This window comes from Algoriphagus vanfongensis DSM 17529 (assembly GCF_000429465.1).
Taxonomy (GTDB): Bacteria; Bacteroidota; Bacteroidia; order Cytophagales; family Cyclobacteriaceae; genus Algoriphagus; species Algoriphagus vanfongensis.
The window spans coordinates 94,447-111,754 of record NZ_AUBX01000016.1; the positions used below are offsets into that span (position 1 = coordinate 94,447).

General features: G+C 42.8%; 14 protein-coding genes. 5 read left to right on the top strand and 9 right to left on the bottom strand.

Annotation, left to right across the window (positions count from 1 at the left end; all coding sequences use genetic code 11):
* Positions 1 to 9: 9 nt before the first annotated feature.
* Positions 10 to 1,341 (bottom strand): NAD(P)/FAD-dependent oxidoreductase, encoded by a 1,332-nt coding sequence (locus G460_RS0115800; protein WP_026956276.1) that lies wholly within the window; start codon positions 1,339 to 1,341, stop codon positions 10 to 12.
* Between the two features lie 204 nt (positions 1,342 to 1,545).
* Between G460_RS0115800 and G460_RS0115805 the strand changes: the two genes are divergently transcribed.
* Together G460_RS0115805 and yjjX are read left to right on the top strand one after the other, a co-directional pair.
* Positions 1,546 to 2,253, top strand: coding sequence for a YebC/PmpR family DNA-binding transcriptional regulator (locus tag G460_RS0115805; RefSeq protein ID WP_026956277.1), 708 nt, complete (start codon positions 1,546 to 1,548; stop codon positions 2,251 to 2,253).
* Between the two features lie 30 nt (positions 2,254 to 2,283).
* Positions 2,284 to 2,859 (top strand): inosine/xanthosine triphosphatase, encoded by a 576-nt coding sequence (yjjX, locus tag G460_RS0115810; RefSeq protein WP_026956278.1) that lies wholly within the window; start codon positions 2,284 to 2,286, stop codon positions 2,857 to 2,859.
* Positions 2,860 to 3,054: 195 nt separating this feature from the next.
* On the opposite strand, the gene G460_RS0115815 is transcribed toward yjjX, so the two are convergent.
* On the bottom strand, positions 3,055 to 4,041 hold the full coding sequence (locus G460_RS0115815) for a hypothetical protein (RefSeq protein ID WP_026956279.1): 987 nt from the start codon (positions 4,039 to 4,041) through the stop codon (positions 3,055 to 3,057).
* A gap of 68 nt (positions 4,042 to 4,109) precedes the next feature.
* Here G460_RS0115815 and G460_RS0115820 point away from each other — a divergent pair, with 68 nt between their 5' ends.
* Together G460_RS0115820 and G460_RS0115825 are read left to right on the top strand one after the other, a co-directional pair.
* Positions 4,110 to 5,036, top strand: coding sequence for a M28 family peptidase (locus tag G460_RS0115820; RefSeq protein ID WP_026956280.1), 927 nt, complete (start codon positions 4,110 to 4,112; stop codon positions 5,034 to 5,036).
* Positions 5,037 to 5,150: 114 nt separating this feature from the next.
* Complete coding sequence (locus G460_RS0115825; RefSeq protein ID WP_245578743.1) at positions 5,151 to 6,878, top strand: chloride channel protein; 1,728 nt, start codon at positions 5,151 to 5,153, stop codon at positions 6,876 to 6,878.
* 416 nt (positions 6,879 to 7,294) lie between these two features.
* Here the strand turns inward: G460_RS0115825 and mtgA are convergent, their stop codons facing one another.
* From mtgA to G460_RS0115845, 4 genes are all read right to left on the bottom strand, one after another.
* Complete coding sequence (mtgA, locus tag G460_RS0115830) at positions 7,295 to 7,990, bottom strand: monofunctional biosynthetic peptidoglycan transglycosylase (RefSeq protein ID WP_026956282.1); 696 nt, start codon at positions 7,988 to 7,990, stop codon at positions 7,295 to 7,297.
* Entirely contained in the window at positions 7,990 to 8,790 is an 801-nt protein-coding gene (locus G460_RS0115835; protein ID WP_026956283.1) for a class I SAM-dependent methyltransferase, read from the bottom strand. The genes mtgA and G460_RS0115835 overlap by 1 nt, the downstream gene beginning before the upstream one ends.
* 75 nt (positions 8,791 to 8,865) lie before the next feature.
* Positions 8,866 to 10,803: a DUF3857 domain-containing protein gene (locus G460_RS0115840; protein ID WP_026956284.1), complete on the bottom strand. Its 1,938-nt coding sequence runs from the start codon at positions 10,801 to 10,803 to the stop codon at positions 8,866 to 8,868.
* A gap of 4 nt (positions 10,804 to 10,807) precedes the next feature.
* The gene (locus G460_RS0115845) at positions 10,808 to 12,661 is read right to left on the bottom strand and encodes a transglutaminase-like domain-containing protein (protein WP_026956285.1); all 1,854 of its coding nucleotides are present in this window, start codon (positions 12,659 to 12,661) and stop codon (positions 10,808 to 10,810) included.
* Between the two features lie 200 nt (positions 12,662 to 12,861).
* Between G460_RS0115845 and G460_RS0115850 the strand changes: the two genes are divergently transcribed.
* Positions 12,862 to 13,326 (top strand): MaoC family dehydratase, encoded by a 465-nt coding sequence (locus G460_RS0115850; RefSeq protein WP_026956286.1) that lies wholly within the window; start codon positions 12,862 to 12,864, stop codon positions 13,324 to 13,326.
* Here G460_RS0115850 and G460_RS0115855 read toward each other — a convergent pair whose 3' ends face one another.
* From G460_RS0115855 to G460_RS0115865, 3 genes are read right to left on the bottom strand one after another with little or no spacing between them, the layout of a single operon-like run.
* A complete protein-coding gene (locus G460_RS0115855; protein ID WP_026956287.1) occupies positions 13,327 to 14,052 on the bottom strand; it encodes a tRNA threonylcarbamoyladenosine dehydratase in 726 nt (241 codons plus the stop codon).
* Positions 14,049 to 14,726 (bottom strand): TatD family hydrolase, encoded by a 678-nt coding sequence (locus tag G460_RS0115860; RefSeq protein ID WP_211226758.1) that lies wholly within the window; start codon positions 14,724 to 14,726, stop codon positions 14,049 to 14,051. The genes G460_RS0115855 and G460_RS0115860 overlap by 4 nt, the downstream gene beginning before the upstream one ends.
* Positions 14,727 to 14,761: 35 nt before the next feature.
* Positions 14,762 to 17,200 (bottom strand): TonB-dependent receptor, encoded by a 2,439-nt coding sequence (locus tag G460_RS0115865; protein WP_026956289.1) that lies wholly within the window; start codon positions 17,198 to 17,200, stop codon positions 14,762 to 14,764.
* Between the last annotated feature and the right edge of the window lie 108 nt (positions 17,201 to 17,308).

Consider the following 17,308-nt stretch of genomic DNA (forward strand, 5'->3'; position numbering starts at 1 on the left):
AAGCTTAATTCATTTTTCTTCGATCAGCTCATGTCGCTCCGATTCCCTCACATATTTTGGTTTGATCAAAAGCCGCAGACTCGGGTCAAAACTGAGGTAATTCCAAGACCAGTCCATGAAGATGAATAGTTTGTTTTTGACACCTAGTATGGCCATCAGGTGGACAAACAGCCAAGTCAACCAAGCAAATAAACCCTGAAACTTGATAAATGGAAGATCAACTACTGCGAGTTTTCTTCCGACAGTCGCCATTGATCCCAGGTCTTTGTAGTGGAAGGCTTTCTTTTGTTTGTCTTTCGTGCTTCTTATCAGGTTTTTGGCAAGATTGTCTGCTTGCTGCAGAGCTACCTGCGCCACCTGAGGATGTCCTTTGGGGTATGCTTCGTCCTGCATCAAGCTGATATCTCCCAAAGCATAGATGTTTTTTGCCCCTCGGATTTCAGAGTATTCGTCTACGTAGATTCTTCCGTTTCGAGCATAGTATTCTTCCTGCAAACCTGCGATTTTATTCGGTTTGATACCTGCAGCCCACAGGAGAGTTTCCGTTTCTATGGGTTCCTTATCTTCCAAATAGACTTTTTTGCCATCATAGTCTTTTACTTTGGTGTCCAGAAGCACTTCCACCCCCAAATCTTGGAGGTATTCTAATGAACTCGATTTGGCCACGTCTGACATGGCTGCCAAGACCGAAGGACCGGCTTCAATCAGCACCACCTTCATGTTTTTGAAGCTGAGCTCTGGATAATCTTTGGGCAGGACATTGTTTCGCAATTCTGCCATTGCGCCTGCGAGCTCCACTCCGGTAGGACCTCCCCCTACGATGACTACATTCATCAGGGCACGGCGATTTTCGGATTGTGCGATGTTGATTGCTTTTTCGTAATTATGGATGATTTTATTACGGATATAGAGGGCCTCTGAGACTGTTTTCATCGGGGAGGCGAAAGTTTCAATGTTTTTTGCACCGAAATAATTGGTGTCAGCTCCCATCGCCAATACGAGATGGTCAAAATCCAAGTACCCGACATCCGTCTGAATTCTCTTTGCAGACTGGTCTATTCCTTTGACCTCCGCCATTCTGAAAATCACATTGTTGGAATGATGAAAAATCTTCCTGAGAGGAAAGCTGATTGCACTGGGTTCCAAGCCGGCAGTGGCCACTTGGTAAAAAAGCGGCTGAAACTGATGGTAGTTGTTTTTGTCCAGAAGAATGACTTGAAATGGCTTTTTGTTAAGCTCTCTTGCAAGCTTAAGTCCTCCAAAGCCCGCACCTATAATGACTACTTTGGGAAGTGGAGAACTGGGAATGTTTGGAATGGGGTTGTTGGCTGCTTCTTGCATGGCAAATTAGTTGGTCCCTAGGTTGACTGAAAAACAGAGGGAGGTGGGCTTGTGGTTCAAAAAGGAATTTTTATTTCCTTTAGCTTACGAAAATCAATCTAAAAGGGGTGACAATTTGAGGAAAAGCTACGGGCCGTTCTCATAAAGAGTCCTGCCTATTGTCAAAAGATTTCTTATTTTTACAGCCCTAAATCGAGTACATCCATGGGAAGAGCATTTGAATTCAGAAAGGAAAGAAAATTCAAAAGATGGGACAAGATGTCCAAAGTCTTTACCAAACTAGGTAAAGAGATCGTAATGGCAGTGAAAGCCGGAGGACCGGATCCTACCAGCAATGCCAAACTGAGAACAATCATCCAGAATGCCAAGGGTGCTCAGATGCCCAAAGACCGAATAGAAGCTGCAATCAAAAGAGCTTCTAATAAGGATGAAAAAAACTACGAAGAAATCGTCTATGAAGGCTACGGACCCAATGGGATCGCAGTCATCGTCGAGACATCTACTGATAATATCAACCGTACTGTAGCCAATGTTCGGTCTTATTTCACCAAAGCGGGAGGATCCTTGGGTACTTCGGGATCTGTGAGCTTTATGTTTGACCACAAAGCCGTATTTCGATTCACCAAGGATGAATATGACTTGGAAGAGATGGAGCTGGAGTTGATCGATTTTGGATTGACAGATATCGATGAAAATGAAGGCGAAATTTTCGTTTATACGGAGTTTGAAGACTTTGGCACCATGCAAAAAGCTCTAGAAGAGAAAGGGATAGAAGTGATTTCTGCTGATTTTCAGAGATTTCCTACTACCCTGACAGAGCTGACCGAAGAGCAAGAAGAAGTCATCAACAAGATGGTCGAGCGTATGGAAGAGGATGACGATGTCAATAATGTTTACACCAATATGGCCTAAGCATCCCTGCTTAGGCTCTTTTTTTTATTTATGAATTTCAAAAAGCGACAAAATTTTACTGCGACTGAAAAATCCCTCATAGTCGTAGGAAGCAAAAATCCTGTCAAAATCAATAGTACCGAAGATGCCTTCACTCTGGCTTTTTCCAGATCATTTCATATCAATGGAATCACCGCAGCCTCTGGCGTGCCGGATCAACCTATGGGAGATAAGGAGACCCTTTTAGGTGCCAAAAACCGTGCTCTGAATGCTCAGAAGACTTTTCCGGAAGCTGAATATTGGGTTGGTATTGAAGGTGGCCTAGATGAGGATGAAGAAGGGATGTTTGCCTTTGCCTGGGTCTATGTAGTAGGAAAGGACGGGCTATCTGGTCAAGCTAAGACTGCGACTTTTTATATTCCTCAGCAGGTAAGAGAGCTGGTCAAATCCGGAATGGAACTGGGACATGCAGATGATGTGTTCTATTCTCAGACCAACTCCAAACAAGGTGGAGGATCAGTAGGAATATTGACAAAAGGGAAGCTGGAGAGAAGAGGGTATTATGAACAGGCAGTTCTGCTTGCTTTGATTCCTTTTTTGAACAAAGAGCACTATCAAATAGGATAATTCCAATATGAGTTTGAATTTTCTTCAACTTGCTTGAAAAATTTTTTGAAAGTATTGGATAATAAAAAAAATGTGTCTTTTTTGGATAAGATTTAGTTTGAATCTAAAAAAATGCATCTCCTAATCGGAAAAAAGTAAAAGTTGCTATAGTCACCCCTAAATTTATTTAGCGACCAAACCTCCCTTCGGGGAGGTTTACTTTTTTAGGTTGGATAGGAAATTTCGAAGAGCTGTTTGCCAGTTGACATCGGCATCCCATTCTGGACCGATGTACAGTTCGTCTCTCACCAAAAGTTTAATATAATATTTGACGACAGTTTGAGTTTCGGTACTAGGATCAGACTCGAGTCCCATACTTTTCTTAAGATCGGCTTCCCTACCTTCTACTTTGACAAGAAGGAATTGCACGCGGTCTCTGATCAATTCCTGTTCTGATCGGGCCTCTGTGAGCCACTCTACATCATGAGGATAATATTGATCCAAAATTGATTCGATTTGACTTTTTTGAGCTTGTTGTTCTGCTAGGATTGCTTCAGTAGACTTGCCATAGAGATCATAGCGAAAATGACTGATCATTCCCGATTCAGCGCTTGAGCCTTCCAGAGGAACGCCAAGTTTGAACACTTCCAAGTTAAGTGGGTTTCGAGGAAGAAATCGGCTGGCTGAGGCTTGCTGGCTACTTTCGCTCCCCGGGGCAGGAGGAAACTCAGCGACATCCAAAACCAGTAAATTTTGAGAGCGTGAATTGGTACCCAGAGCGGCAAATTGACTAGCGGCTTCTTCGAGAGTTCCGCCTTGGATACCATAAAGCGAAGTAGACTGTATCAATCTGGCATCCCCCGAAAATTCGCCGATGTGGATTCCCGCACCATTTTTCTGGCGAGTGACGAAAATGATGTTTCGAACCATGCGCTGCGCAAAAATTTTGGCATAGCTGTCTTGAACTTCCTCAGATAGTGCCACTTGCTCCAGCTCGTAGTAAGCGACAGGATCTCCTCCAGCTGCGACGAGTGCTTGGTGCACTGAATCAGCCACTAATTTCCAGTCCATGACGGGACGAGCTGCAGGATCGGCAGATACCAACACAATTGATTTCCCATCAAAAAAGCTTGTAGGTAAAGAGCCTTGGGCAAATCCAGTCAATGATGTCAGCCAAAGGGACAGAAAAATTAAATATTTCATAAATGAAACGTGCGAAAGAAGCTTACTTAGTAAATTCAAGCTTTAAATAACGAAATTTTCATCAGCTCATGTACTTTAGGCCTAAACTTCTCACCCTTCTATTGGCTCTTTTTGCCCTGCAACCTGTTTTTTCTCAGTCAGTCAGGGACAAGAATCTTCTAAGTCATCTTGAGTACCTTTCCTCAGATGAATTGAGGGGGAGAAAGACCGGTACTCCAGAGAGTGAAGTTGCGCGCAATTATATTGTTGAGCAGTTTAAAAATTCCAAGTTGAATACCCAATACCCTGATTTTATCCAGGAATTTAGATTTCAAAGTCGTAGAGAAGGCAAAACTCTCGAAGGGAAGAATGTTTTGGGTTTTGTCCCTGGTACAGATTCCAAAAAAGTCATCGTCATCACTGCCCACTATGATCATGTCGGAGTAGGTAGGCCCAATGCGGAAGGTGACTCTATCTATAATGGGACTGATGACAATGCTTCTGGTACGGCTGCTTTGATTGAGTTTGCAGAGTATTTTTCCAAAAACCCACCAAAACATAGCATTCTTTTCGCAGCACTAGATGGAGAAGAAATGGGATTGCAGGGAGCCAAAGCTTTGGTCGCAGATTTCCCCTTTGAACTGGATATGATTGCCATCAATATCAATATGGACATGATTTCCCGCAATGAAAATGGAGAAATTTATGCTTCTGGGACACATCATCATCCTCAGCTCAAGCAAATATTGGAAGCTGCTGCCGTTGGCAAAAGTCCCCAATTGAAGTTTGGCCATGACCTGCCAGGTACAGGAAGTGATGATTGGACAAAAAGCTCGGACCATGGGGCTTTCTATGACAAAGGAATCACTCATGTTTATTTTGGAGTAGAAGATCATCCGGACTATCACCAGCCAAGTGATGAATTTCAGCAGGTAGAGCCTGGTTTTTTCATTGACGCAGCCAATTTGATCCTTGCTTGTGTGATTCAGTTGGATGAGGCACTGCTAAAAGAGTAGCAGATTATTTTCCCTTTGTAATAGAGGATACTTACTTTGTAGTTTATTGAGAACAACAGCGATTTGGCAAAGAACGACCTTATAACCAAGCTACTGATCTGGCGCCTGAGACACATGAGTAATCAGAACTTTATACTGATTCTCAGTGGTATTATCGGGATATTGTCAGGGCTGGCAGCTGTGATCCTCAAACAAGGTGTCCACGCCATCCAAAAGCTTTTGACTGAGGGTTTTTATGTGGAATATGCCAATTTCATGTATATCATCTATCCCATAATTGGGATATCAGCGGCTTATTTGATAGGTAAGTTTGTGTTCAAGGATGTAGGAGGTCACGGGATTCCAGATATTCTTTTCACCATCTCCAAAAAGCAAAGTATTATCCCCCGTGTCAAGACCTACAGCCGTGTGTTTACTTCAGCATTGACGGTGGGCTTTGGGGGCTCGGTGGGATTGGAAGCTCCCATGCTTGTGACTGGTTCGGCGATCGGTTCCAATATGGGACTTTTGGTCCATCTCAATTCTAAAAAGAGAACCCTGTTGATTGGCTGCGGTGCTGCTGGAGCCATCTCAGCTATTTTCGGAGCTCCTATTGGGGGGGTGATTTTTGCGATTGAAGTAATCCTGTTGGAAATCAGTACTGCCAGCTTTATTCCATTATTAATAGCCTCTGCTTTGGGCTCTCTGACATCTATGGTGTTGATAGGTGATGATTCGGTTTTCAATTTCAACCTGGTAGATAATTTCAGAGCCGCCCACATGCCTTATTATTTACTACTCGGGATTTTTTGTGGCGTAGTGTCTATCTATTTCAGCAAGGCTGTGATGAATACCGAAAAAATCATGGAAGGGCTGGAAAGTCAAACTATTCGGATTTTATACGGGGGAGCCTTGTTGGGTTTTATGCTTTTCTTCTTTCCGCCTATCTATGGGGAAGGATATGATACGTTGAATCTCCTGATTGAAGGTGACTCTAGTCAGTTATTGGAGAAAAGCCCATTTTTTTCAGCCATTGAAAACCCCTATTTGATTTTGGTTTTTCTAGCGCTGATTATCTTGATCAAGCCTATCGCTTCTGCTTTGACGCTGGGAGCTGGAGGTGCAGGAGGAATCTTTGCACCCTCACTCTATGTGGGAGGGATCGTAGGATTTCTTTTCGCCTATTCGAAAAATATGCTCGGTTTTCATATTCCACTTCCTTTGGCGCATTTCACCTTGGTAGCCATGTGCGGTGTGATGGCAGGGGTACAGCACTCTCCTCTTTCGGCGATATTCTTAATAGCGGAGATTACGGGAGGCTATGAGTTATTTGTGCCGCTGATGTTTGTATCGGCAATCTCATTCACTACCAAAACCTACTATCAAAAAGATAGCTTGTACATGATGCAGCTGAAAGAAAAAGGGCGACAGCTGCCTGAGACCAAAGATCAAGAGCTACTGGATCTGATCAATATCTCTCATGTGATCGAGCGGGATCTTTTGCCAATTCATCCGGACTCCAAGCTGAAAGATCTAATCAAGCTGGTCAAAATCTCTAAGAGAAATATTTTCCCTGTGGTAGATGAAAATAAGTCATTACGGGGGATTATCACCTTGGATGATATTCGGGATATTATGTTTGATCAGGAAAAGCAGGAAACTACTCAGATCCGTTCCTTGATGCATAGTCCTCCAGAAATCCTATTCTCTGATGAAAATATGCAAAAAGCTATGGAGAAGTTTGAAAAGTCTGGTGCTTGGAATCTGCCAGTAGTTGAGAATGGGCGCTATTTGGGCTTTGTGTCTAAGTCTCGGATTTTCAATTCTTACCGTAAAAGATTGATCCGGCAAAAGCACGATTAAAGCGGAAAAGAAAGAAAATTTGGATTTTGAAATTATCCACTTTTTGAAGACATTTTTTTAGAAAAAGTTGAAAGTTATCTACGATTATCCACAAATCATAGCTTGACGGAAACAGTGTAATTATCTGAATTATAGATGTATATGTTTACTTGTTTTGCCAATGTGGATAAATTAATGAAAATGTGGATAAAAAATTCTTGCTTTTTTTAATCCTCCAAAAATCAATGTATTGCGTGTTTTTTAACTTTCAGGTAAACTGAATTAATCATTTGGTAACAAGCTGAACATGCCAAAGTATCTGGAGTGAAGCGAATTTTATTTGGAATCTTTTTAATGTTCTTCCAAAGCCAGCGGAGGAGAATCATCCTTCAAATCAAGATGACAGGAATAAGTCAATTCAAATAGAATTAATCCAATTATTTTCCCCAGTCTAAGGGCTTGAGATTGCTCATTTGGCGCATGATCCATGTCTGCCTTTGTCGATTATATCCGGTAGGACGCGTCGGCGACCAGCGGAGTGGATTGGGCAGTACAGCCGCGATCAGTGCGGCCTCTGATTTGGTCAGGTTGGATGCAGGCTTATTGTAAAATTCTTGTGACGCCGCTTCGATACCATAGATTCCATCTCCCATTTCGATCACATTAAGATAGACTTCCATGATCCGCTCTTTGGACCAAAGTAACTCTACCAACACAGTAAAATAGGCTTCCAAGCCTTTGCGGAGATAATTTCTCCCCTGCCATAGGAAGACATTTTTGACAGTTTGCTGGGTGATCGTACTTGCTCCCTTGATTCGTTTCCCTTGCTGATTCCCTTCCCAGGCTTTTTTCATAGCTTCAATATCAAAACCATGATGTTCCAGAAATTTTTGATCCTCCGAGGCATACACCGCTTGTGGTGCCTGCTTGGATATTTCTTCCATAGGAACCCAATCCTTGCTGAGCTTCATATTTCTATCTTCTGAGGCAGCCTGCTCGACCAAGCGTACCACCATCAGGGGAGTGATAGGTACTGGGACAAAGCGATATATTATGACCAAGCCTATCGACAGGGCAAAAAACCAGATGCATGCTTTGAGGATAAATCTACCTACACGCTTGAAGAATCTCATCATGGTTTGTTGGCTTTAGCTTGGACAAATTGGTAAAAAAGAACTCCTTCGGGATGCTCGGCTATCTGATCTAGATCGATTTCCATTTGTCGAACAGTTTCGATACTTACTTTTCCATTTTTAAGCATTGCTTCAGCACCGCTTTTCATTAGTCCTTTCCAGTAGATCGCTATTTTCTTCAATTCTTCGGGATTGGTCTGATCCAAATGAAAGCCACTTCTTCTCAGTTCGATGTCTTTAAATCCTGCTTTCTGCAGTAGATTGCCAAGAATCAATCCGACATCCGGATTACCTCCTAGTTCTTCCTGAAAATTATTGTATGCTTTATAGTAGTCGCTGAGACCAGGAAGCTTCGGAATGAACTGAAAACTGGAATTGAAAACTTCAGTGACAAAGATGGTTCCAGTGGACTCCATATTGTCAAAAACCTGCTCCAACATCAATGAAGGCTCACTCAAATGCTCAAGTACCCAACAGATAAACGCTCCGTCAGCTTTTCTCTCCAGATTCATTTTCGAAGCATCTTGGTTTATATATTGAATATTTCTATCCCAAAATGCGGACAGGTTGGATTTCGCTTTTTCAATCTGCTTCTCCTCGATCTCCACACAAGTCAAGTCGATCTGGGGGTAAAGAGACAGCAGCACTTGACTTTGAGCTCCTACACCTGAGCCTACCTCCAACACGTGGTGCTTATCGCTAAAGTCAACCCATGGATAAATCATCGGTCCCAAAACCCCTGCCTGATCGAGGAGACGATCTTGCTCTTCAGGAATATAGCCATGGATGTAGTTGCTCATAGATGTGATTTTTCATTCAAAAATATCACAAAAAAAGGGACTTATGAGTCCCCTTTTTTTGCTTTGATAGCTGGTTTATGGTGTCCCTATTTTTTTAAGCAAGACAGGTGCGCTTAATTTGGTAGCAACTGACTCCATAAAATATTTTAAATCTGGATAGAGGCTAGGGTCAATTATTGGATTTTTGACTTCAAACTTCACCACAATATTGAATATTCCTTCCATACTTACTGTACTATAGGAAAACGCTACAGCGTTTCCTGGGATAGTGATTCTTTCATCAAGAGGAAAATCATCCAGCTCATACCCATCAGGAATTTCAATCTTGGCATTGTAGGTCTCTGCGAATGAAAATCCAAAATCTACCGGAAACACCCGGTATTCTTGAGTAAATGGGTTTTTGGCGTAAGAAGAGTATGTGAATGGGTTGATTGCCAGTAGCATTTCTCCTTCAGAAACTTCCTTTTTCATTTTAAATTTAGTCGAGATATAATTCTTTTCTTCAAGTTCATCGACTATCTCCACTTCAGAAAAGGTGATTCCGGGTTGTTCTTTGAAAAGGTCCTCCAAAGGTTTGTTTTCTTCCTTCAGGCTTTTGCTGATTTTAGAAATCTTCAAACCTTCGTAGTAGTAAGTACGCAGCGTGTTATCCATTACGATGCTTTCACCATCCGTGATTGAAATTTGTGACATCATAATCGTATTGGACGAGTGATCGATTTGAATCGGGATCAACTGACTCTGGTCTCTGATCAGCAGTAGCCCTCCTTGCACATGCTTGTCCAATCCTATATACCCAAATGGGGCCGAAGGATCACTCATGTCCAAATAGTACCTTTTGCCGTCTAACTGGGCAGAAATAATGATATTGTTGAACTGATTCAAGAATGGAAAGGGAACCAAATTACTTCTGCCACTTCCTTTGGAACCGATCAGAACAGGTGCGCATTCGATATCTAGTGACGTTAAAATTCCCATAAGCGCAAGGTTTAGCTCTTCTGGTGTCCCTGTACGCGACTTGAGCAATTGATTAATCCATTGCTCAGGGATAAATCCTCCATCATTATTTAGAGTAAAGCTCTCTTGGATAAAGTTATAGGCCTTGAGAGCTTTTTCCTTTTCAGTCTGGCCAGATAGATCGACATTCAATAGTTCCTTTTCGATAGGGTTGGATCTGAAATAGCCTTTTTCTTGATAAACCGCAAGTACTTTATTCCCCACATCCTTCCAGTTGCTCAATACGTCTTCCCACTCTGGGCCAGCACTGTAGCCGTCTCCACCGCCTCTTTTTATGGCAGCTAGCTGAAATTCTACTTGCTCCTTGTAGTCTCCATAGTTTTTCATGTAGGGCTCCTCCTTCAGCGAGTGCAGGTCACGCAAAGTCCAGCTATAGTTGCCGTTGTTAGCTACTTTTTCGGTAGTGGTGAAGTACTTTTCCCCTTGTCCGATCATCCGATAATCTAGCTCGGGAAGGATGTTGATCTCGTAGATACTGACCAGTGTGGGAATATCATTTTGGAAAGTCCATCCGTCGAGAAACGTAATGTTTTTATCGGATTTTTTATAGGTATACTCGATAATAGAGCCGACTTGCACATTTGGAAAGGTGATGCGGTATTCTTTCCATCCTTCGCCAAGTTCTACTTCGAAAATATTTTCTTTGCCGACTTTTTCTTCCTGAGCTTTTCCGTTGGAGAAATTAGTCACTGTAGCTTTGATACCGGTGATGGTCTCCATCCGGTCATCTCCTACATAATAAGGTATCCGGATATCTCCTTTTTCTTTGCCTGCTTCAGTTAAGATTTTCACTCTGAAAAAATAACTTGTCTCTAGCAGACCTCCGAAAAACTTGGATTGACCCTGCTCCAAAAGCACGACCGCCGGGGCATCTTTTTCAAAATTCACTTCTTTCAAAGTGATTTCTTCATCAGTAAATTCTCCCATTTTTGCTTTTTGAGAGAATGCAGTTCCTATACTAAAAAATAGGAAAATTGGAAAAATGAATTTCTTCATGGGCTTAGTTTATTGTAGGTGTTGATTTCGTGAAATAATAGCTCCTCATGCCCAGTTTGTTGATTTTCTGAAGGACATCTGTTTTGGTGTCTTCGTCCAGATCATCAGGCAAGGAGAGTTGGACAGTTCTTTCGACGTGGAGTTTTCCCTCCTCCAGTCTATTAGTCAGAGATACTTTGAAAAAATCCTCTTCCAGATGACTGTCTTCCAGAGCTACCTCTGTTTCCAGTCCTTCCGGAAGTCGTATTTCGTAGCTTTCCTCCATGTCCAAATGAAGATTGACTAGCATGTCTTCAGTGATTTTACCTAAAAAGGGTTTAAGAATCAGACGCTTTGCAGTGGCCTGTGCAAACCGGGATATCATCCCTTCGATTTCTAAATTGGCGGTAGGAATGGAGTCGTTTTTTTGGACTGCTAGCTGGTAGTCGTTGATAATCAATCCTGCTACCGGAGAGTTTTTATTGAAATAATCACGCTGTTCTCTTTCGTCTAAGTGCTGCTTCAGCATTAAAATTTCCTCGGCAAAATTCCCATCCATTTGTCTTTTGGATTTAATGGAGGCATTGCCCTGTTCGTCTATTTCCAAGCTGCTTTTATTGACTACCTTGTTCCAAGAGGGAGTGCTATATCCGGGGGTTTTCGTCAGGTATCCTCCTCCTTCTTGAGTCACCAGTACGTGTCGGTTTTTGGTAAAATCCCCTAAAAATCCTGCGGGTAGTAGGGTAGAGGTGCATTCCAACCATATAGGACTTGAGTCAGTGGGGACTTGGAGAATCACATGGTTGAACTGATTGGAAGGAAGATCCACTTCAATGTCATCAGCAGAGGCTCCAGCATAGACCAAGGTATAGTTGGCAGGGATGTCTGCTACCTGGAGCATACTTTTCATAAGATTGGTGAGGCCCTTGCAGTCTCCATAGGAGTACTTGACGACATCTTCCGCTGTCATAGTTTGCCAGCCACCTACACCTAGTTGTATACTGACATAGCGATAGTTTTGCTGCAGATATTCGTAGAGGATTCGGACTTTTTCATAGGTGTTGTCCACTCCTGCTACCATCGATCGCACTTTCGCCTGAAAATCTGCTGGCAAGGCATCTCTTCCTTGATTTAGTTTGTTTTGCCAAGATGCCAGTCCTGCCCAGTCCTCCATGGTCCCTTGGACGCCGTCCAATGCAAATTGCTGAGGAGCTAGGAGGATTTTGTGATCATCTTCCGATTCGAAGTCGCGCCCCTGAATCGGGAGATCTTTTTCTACCCAAGTCAATTTTACCCTGCCATCGGGTAGTTTTTCTTCGATCTTTTCTCCTAAAAGATTTAATTCCTTGTATCTGATACCGATGGATTCTGGATAGATCACCTCGAGCGTGGATTGATCCACCTTTTGGAAATGATGGTGTACAGGTATCCAGGAGGGAAAGTAGAAATTAGTGCTATGGTAAGACTCAGTTTGGATTTTTACCTCCAGCGGAAATTTGCCGGTGCTTAATTGATAATATTTATGTCGATTGTCATCAAAGATGGAGGAGCTGGAATAAATCGCTGCATCTGTCATGTCTTTCAGTTTTGCTTTTTCGATGACTTTTCCCGTAGTGAGATCTGTCGCTTCCAGCTGAAAGTCTTTTACTTGGACTAGCTTGTCATAGAAAAGAGAAGTAAAGGCGTGATCCAGACCATCTCTGGTCAGGATTTTTAGGGTAGTCTCTTTTTTGATGGTGTAGTCAAAATTTTCCCCGATGATGTAGGTTTGTTTTTCGCGAATAATAGAATGATTGGGTAAAAAATCTTGCTTTTTGGTAGAGTCGCTCTCAGCATGAAATCCTAAAAAAGTGAAACAAAAAAGAATAAAATTCAACATAAGTCAATGGGCTAAAATTTGGTTAAAAAAGGTAGATTTCTGCCAATTATCAGAATTTTTTCAGAAGAAAATTAGACAAGCTCTTTTGGTCTAATTTTAAGTTGTTGATGCTTAGTGAGTTTATTTTTCGGTCAAAATAAAGTGACTTGTATATCCCAAATAAACTTCCCTATTTGACTTTTTAAATAATAGCATATCAAATGAACCCCGTAATCATTAGAAGTTTCGAAGAGTTCGAAAAATACAATGGACAAGAAATAGGAAGCTCCGATTATTTCACAATCACGCAGGATCAAATCAATCTTTTTGCTGATGCGACGCATGATCATCAATGGATCCATACCAACCCTGAAAGAGCCAAGGCTGAGGGCGCATTTGGCAATACGATAGCACATGGATACCTGACTCTGAGTATAGTACCACATCTTTGGGACCAGATCGTCAAGGTCGAAAACCTCAAAATGATGATCAACTATGGCGTGGAGTCTCTTCGATTTGCCCAAGCGGTCACTGTCGACAGCGAAGTGCGACTACATGCCAAGCTAAAAAATATAGCCAACCTCCGAGGTACTGTCAAGGCAGAAGTTGAGGTCAAGCTAGAGATCAAGGATCAAAGAAAACCGGCTTTCACCGGCGTGTTGATCTTTTTATACCATTTCAACTGATCAGGAAGCCAATAGATCATTGACTACAGTGGCGGCACATGAGCAGCCAAATGCAGCTGGCAAAAATGACATGGTGCCATAGGCAGATTTTTTGAAATTGCTGCCATCAGTCATCATCATGCTTTCTTTGATCATCCGCTCAGAGGAAAATACGGCTTTGAAACCGGAATAGATTTTTCGGTTTCGAAGCCTTTTTCTTACCATTCTGGCTAGCTTGCATTCATAGGTTTCGGAGATGTCCACTACTTTGATTTGGGTGGGGTCTACTTTGCCTCCAGCTCCCATAGAGCTCACGAGAGGGAATTTTCTTTTATAAGCTCCTTCGATCAGATGAAGTTTTGGAGTGAAGCTGTCGATGCAATCCACTACATAGTCAAATTCATTTTTTGCCAATAAATCTGTCATCTCTCCGGGATCCAAAAACTTTTTGACTGTATGGATTTTCAAATTTGGATTGATTGATAAAAGTCGCTCTTCCATCCATTCCGCTTTTGATTGTCCTACATTTTTCTGTGTAGCCGGAAGCTGCCGATTGCAATTGGTGACATCAACGACATCACCGTCGATGATGGTCATCTGGCCCACGCCAGATCGGCAAATGAACTCAGCTGCAAACGAACCGACTCCGCCAAGACCTACCACCAAGACATGTTTTTGTGCTAGTTTTTCCAGTCCCTCACGACCTGTGATCAATTCCGTTCTACTGAGCCAGGCATATTCACTCATGATATTTTTCTACTTGATAGGTGATTCCAATTCTTGATTAGCTGCTGAGAAAGCTCTTCCTCAGAGAGCTGCAAAATTAAGGAAGCCTCTCTATAAATGGAATCAATTCTGAGATCCGAATCGTCAGATTCTAGAAAAATCCGGTCTTTCGGACATTCTTGTAGCCATTGAGCGGCATTAGAGTCTGCCTGTGTGAGGACTTTTCCAAAAGAAAAGTAAACTGGAAAGTCGAGAGTCTGCTTAGCTAGGTGGCTTTTCAGATTGTAGCCATGCCAGATAATTCGAGGGACGCGGACTTCTGTCTTCAGATATTCGATCAGCAGATCATGCCCCTTGACCAGATGTAGTATCAATGGGATCTGCAGTCTGTAGGCCAACTGAGCATGGGCATGGAAAGCTTTTTTCTGAAGGGAAATGTCTGGCCCCCAGATCCGATCAAATCCGGTTTCGCCTACGGCGAGGCAGTTGGGGTTTTCGCTGATTTCCTGAATTTTTTCAAAAGCTACTTCCCAATTTTTGGTCAGATTCCATGGGTGAATACCTGCTGAAAAGTAACCTCCTTGGATATTGGACTCATGCTCACTGAGATTGTAAATGCTTTGAAAACCTTGGCTATGATGGGTATGAAAATCGAAAAATGGCATGTGCAAAGATGAAAAAAAGTCGGCTTTCACCGACTTTCTTTTTGATAATCAGTCCTATGGCCTGATCAATCCAATCTGTTTCTTTCTTCGCTACTTCCCGTACTTTTATTGACTCGGAAACTTTCGCCTTTGGCAAATCGATAGCGGAGCGTGAAGCGGACTCCCTGATTGCTCCTATATTGTCTAAATGAAGTGTCGATGTCTGCAAAATCAACTTTCGCTTTGATGACTTGTGTTCTAAACAAGTCCGTTCCGTTCACTGCGATGGTCAGTTTGTCGTCCATGATGGTTTTGGTCACACCGGCATCCATCCATCCAAATCCGTCGATCTCACCTTGTCCCCAAATTTGTGGACCGAGATACATCCCCACCAATTCCAGCTTGAATCCTTTTGGCAGATTCAAATTGTGCTGAGATCGGACCATGAAAGAGGTTTGCTCATTGTCGAGATAGTCGTCTCCGATTTGGGATTTGTATCGGTTGTAGTTGACCTGAACCATATTAGAGGTGCCCCACCATTCTTTGAGTTGCACTGGTACAATCGCCCTGAAGTTGGCATTTCTGGTTTTATCAAAATTGTCCGTGTAAGTCGTGGTAGTTCTAGCTTCATCATCTTGGATGAAAACCTGCATGAAGGCATCAGTAGTCTCACTGTATCCGACGGTAAACTGGTACGTGCCTTTGACCACATGATTCATCTCAAAGTTATTGGAGTACTGTGGAGTAAGGTTAGGGTTGCCACGCTCTGTCGTCAATGGATCGATGTAGTATACAAAAGGATTGAGCAGGCGGTAGTTTGGTCTGGTGATCCGACGGTTTGCATTGTAGACGATTTGATAGTTTTCGCTGACCTTGTGCTGTAAAAAGGCACTTGGAAATAGATTAAAATAATCCTGCTTATTGATTTGATCCAAGGTCACAGAATTTCCTTCAATATTGGAGTGCTCCCCTCTCAATCCTGCCTGATAACTTAGCTTTTCAGAGATTTTGCCTTTGTAGGAGACATATCCTGCCAGTACATTTTCATGGTAGATGAAGTGATTGCTATTAGGAGAAGGCTCATATGGGCCATCTTCTACAGAAAGGGACAAGTCCAGATTATTGTCAGATTTCACCCACGAACCTTTGACTCCAGTCTCCAATGTTCCTTTGCCCAATGGTTTGACAAAGTCCACCTTGGCGGTAAAGATATTGTAGTACATATCATTTAGAGTCTTTAGGTTTCCATTTTCCGCAATAGATGGATCGTCCCCAGCCCAGGTGCTGGTACTCAGCAGCGATTGACTATCGGAATTCATTCTGGTGAAGTCCACATCAGCTGTCAGTTTGGTTCCGACTGTATCCAGGTTTCCCCCATAGTGGAGGTTGCCAAAGAATCGGTTGCCGCCTCCATCTGAGTCGTTGTAGGAGTCTAGGTAAGTGATTTCTGCTACGCCTGGAGTCTGGATAGCCGTCAAGGAAGGGTTGGTCGTTTTATTGTTGAAATCAGAAGCCTGTACATTGAGGCCAATGTTGTGGTTTTCGTTGATTTCGTAGTTGGTCGCTCCGTTGAAAAACAAGTTTTTATTTCGCTGTTTGATTCGTGATTCCTGAAGGAAGTGAGAGACTCCTTCAGTCACATCAAAATTTCTTTCGATATCCAATTCATTGAGATTGGCGTAGTGATTGTAGTTGAGGTCTGCATTGCTGGACCATTTCCCTTTTTTCACATTGAGTGATACACCACCGATTGGAGCCCAAAAGCCATTGTATTGTCCTCCAGCCTGCACGTTTCCAAAGACACCATCCACGGTATTTTTCTTCAGTCGAATGTTGATAACACCTGCTGAGCCTTCCGCATCAAATCTTGCCGAAGGATTATTGATCACCTCTATACTTTTGATATTGTCTGCTGGCATGGCGCGGAGGAAGTTTGCCAGATCAGTCGCCGACATGTAAGTCTGACGATCATTGATCATCACTACGACTCCTGCGCGTCCATTGAGGTTGATGATGCCATCTTGATCTACATAGATCCCAGGAGATCTGCCGATCACGTCCAGCGCATTGGAGCCTTCGGCCATGACGGTACCCTCTACGTTGACGACTGTTTTGTCAGGTTCGATGATGATCTCCGGGCGTGTGGATTGGACAGTGACTTCGTCCAACCCAGTCATTTCATCTTCGATAGTCAGTTTTCCTAGGTCTTTGATCATCCCCGGCTTCATATCAAATGCCTCCGAAGTGTAAGTACTGAATCCGATGGAGGTCACGACCAGTTGTACTTTGGCCGTTTTGATAGATTCGATCAAAAATTGTCCTTCTTCATCGGATACTGCTCCGTCGACTAATCCTTGTCCGTCAGTAGCTATCAAAGCCACATTGGCAAATGGAACCGGCGCGCCGCTTTGGTCCACTACAGTTCCTGAGATTTTGCTGATCTCCTTGGAAGCTCCTTGGGCAAAATTGCTCACCCCTAGTAGGTAGATGAAAAGGGTAATGAATAGATAGTTGGCAGTTTTCATTTTCGTATTGCGTGTTAATCAGTACCAGCTAATGAAAATGAGGTGCCACGATTCTGAAAAGTGCCAAATGAGCCAAAAAATGAGCTTTTTGTTAAGGATGGTGTTATT

Coding starts and splice junctions, on each gene's coding strand:
- G460_RS0115800 (WP_026956276.1), bottom strand. CDS start 1,341: ATGCAAGAAGCAGCCAACAACCCCATTCCAAACATTCCCAGTTCTCCA.
- G460_RS0115805 (WP_026956277.1), top strand. CDS start 1,546: ATGGGAAGAGCATTTGAATTCAGAAAGGAAAGAAAATTCAAAAGATGG.
- yjjX (WP_026956278.1), top strand. CDS start 2,284: ATGAATTTCAAAAAGCGACAAAATTTTACTGCGACTGAAAAATCCCTC.
- G460_RS0115815 (WP_026956279.1), bottom strand. CDS start 4,041: ATGAAATATTTAATTTTTCTGTCCCTTTGGCTGACATCATTGACTGGA.
- G460_RS0115820 (WP_026956280.1), top strand. CDS start 4,110: ATGTACTTTAGGCCTAAACTTCTCACCCTTCTATTGGCTCTTTTTGCC.
- G460_RS0115825 (WP_245578743.1), top strand. CDS start 5,151: ATGAGTAATCAGAACTTTATACTGATTCTCAGTGGTATTATCGGGATA.
- mtgA (WP_026956282.1), bottom strand. CDS start 7,990: ATGAGATTCTTCAAGCGTGTAGGTAGATTTATCCTCAAAGCATGCATC.
- G460_RS0115835 (WP_026956283.1), bottom strand. CDS start 8,790: ATGAGCAACTACATCCATGGCTATATTCCTGAAGAGCAAGATCGTCTC.
- G460_RS0115840 (WP_026956284.1), bottom strand. CDS start 10,803: ATGAAGAAATTCATTTTTCCAATTTTCCTATTTTTTAGTATAGGAACT.
- G460_RS0115845 (WP_026956285.1), bottom strand. CDS start 12,661: ATGTTGAATTTTATTCTTTTTTGTTTCACTTTTTTAGGATTTCATGCT.
- G460_RS0115850 (WP_026956286.1), top strand. CDS start 12,862: ATGAACCCCGTAATCATTAGAAGTTTCGAAGAGTTCGAAAAATACAAT.
- G460_RS0115855 (WP_026956287.1), bottom strand. CDS start 14,052: ATGAGTGAATATGCCTGGCTCAGTAGAACGGAATTGATCACAGGTCGT.
- G460_RS0115865 (WP_026956289.1), bottom strand. CDS start 17,200: ATGAAAACTGCCAACTATCTATTCATTACCCTTTTCATCTACCTACTA.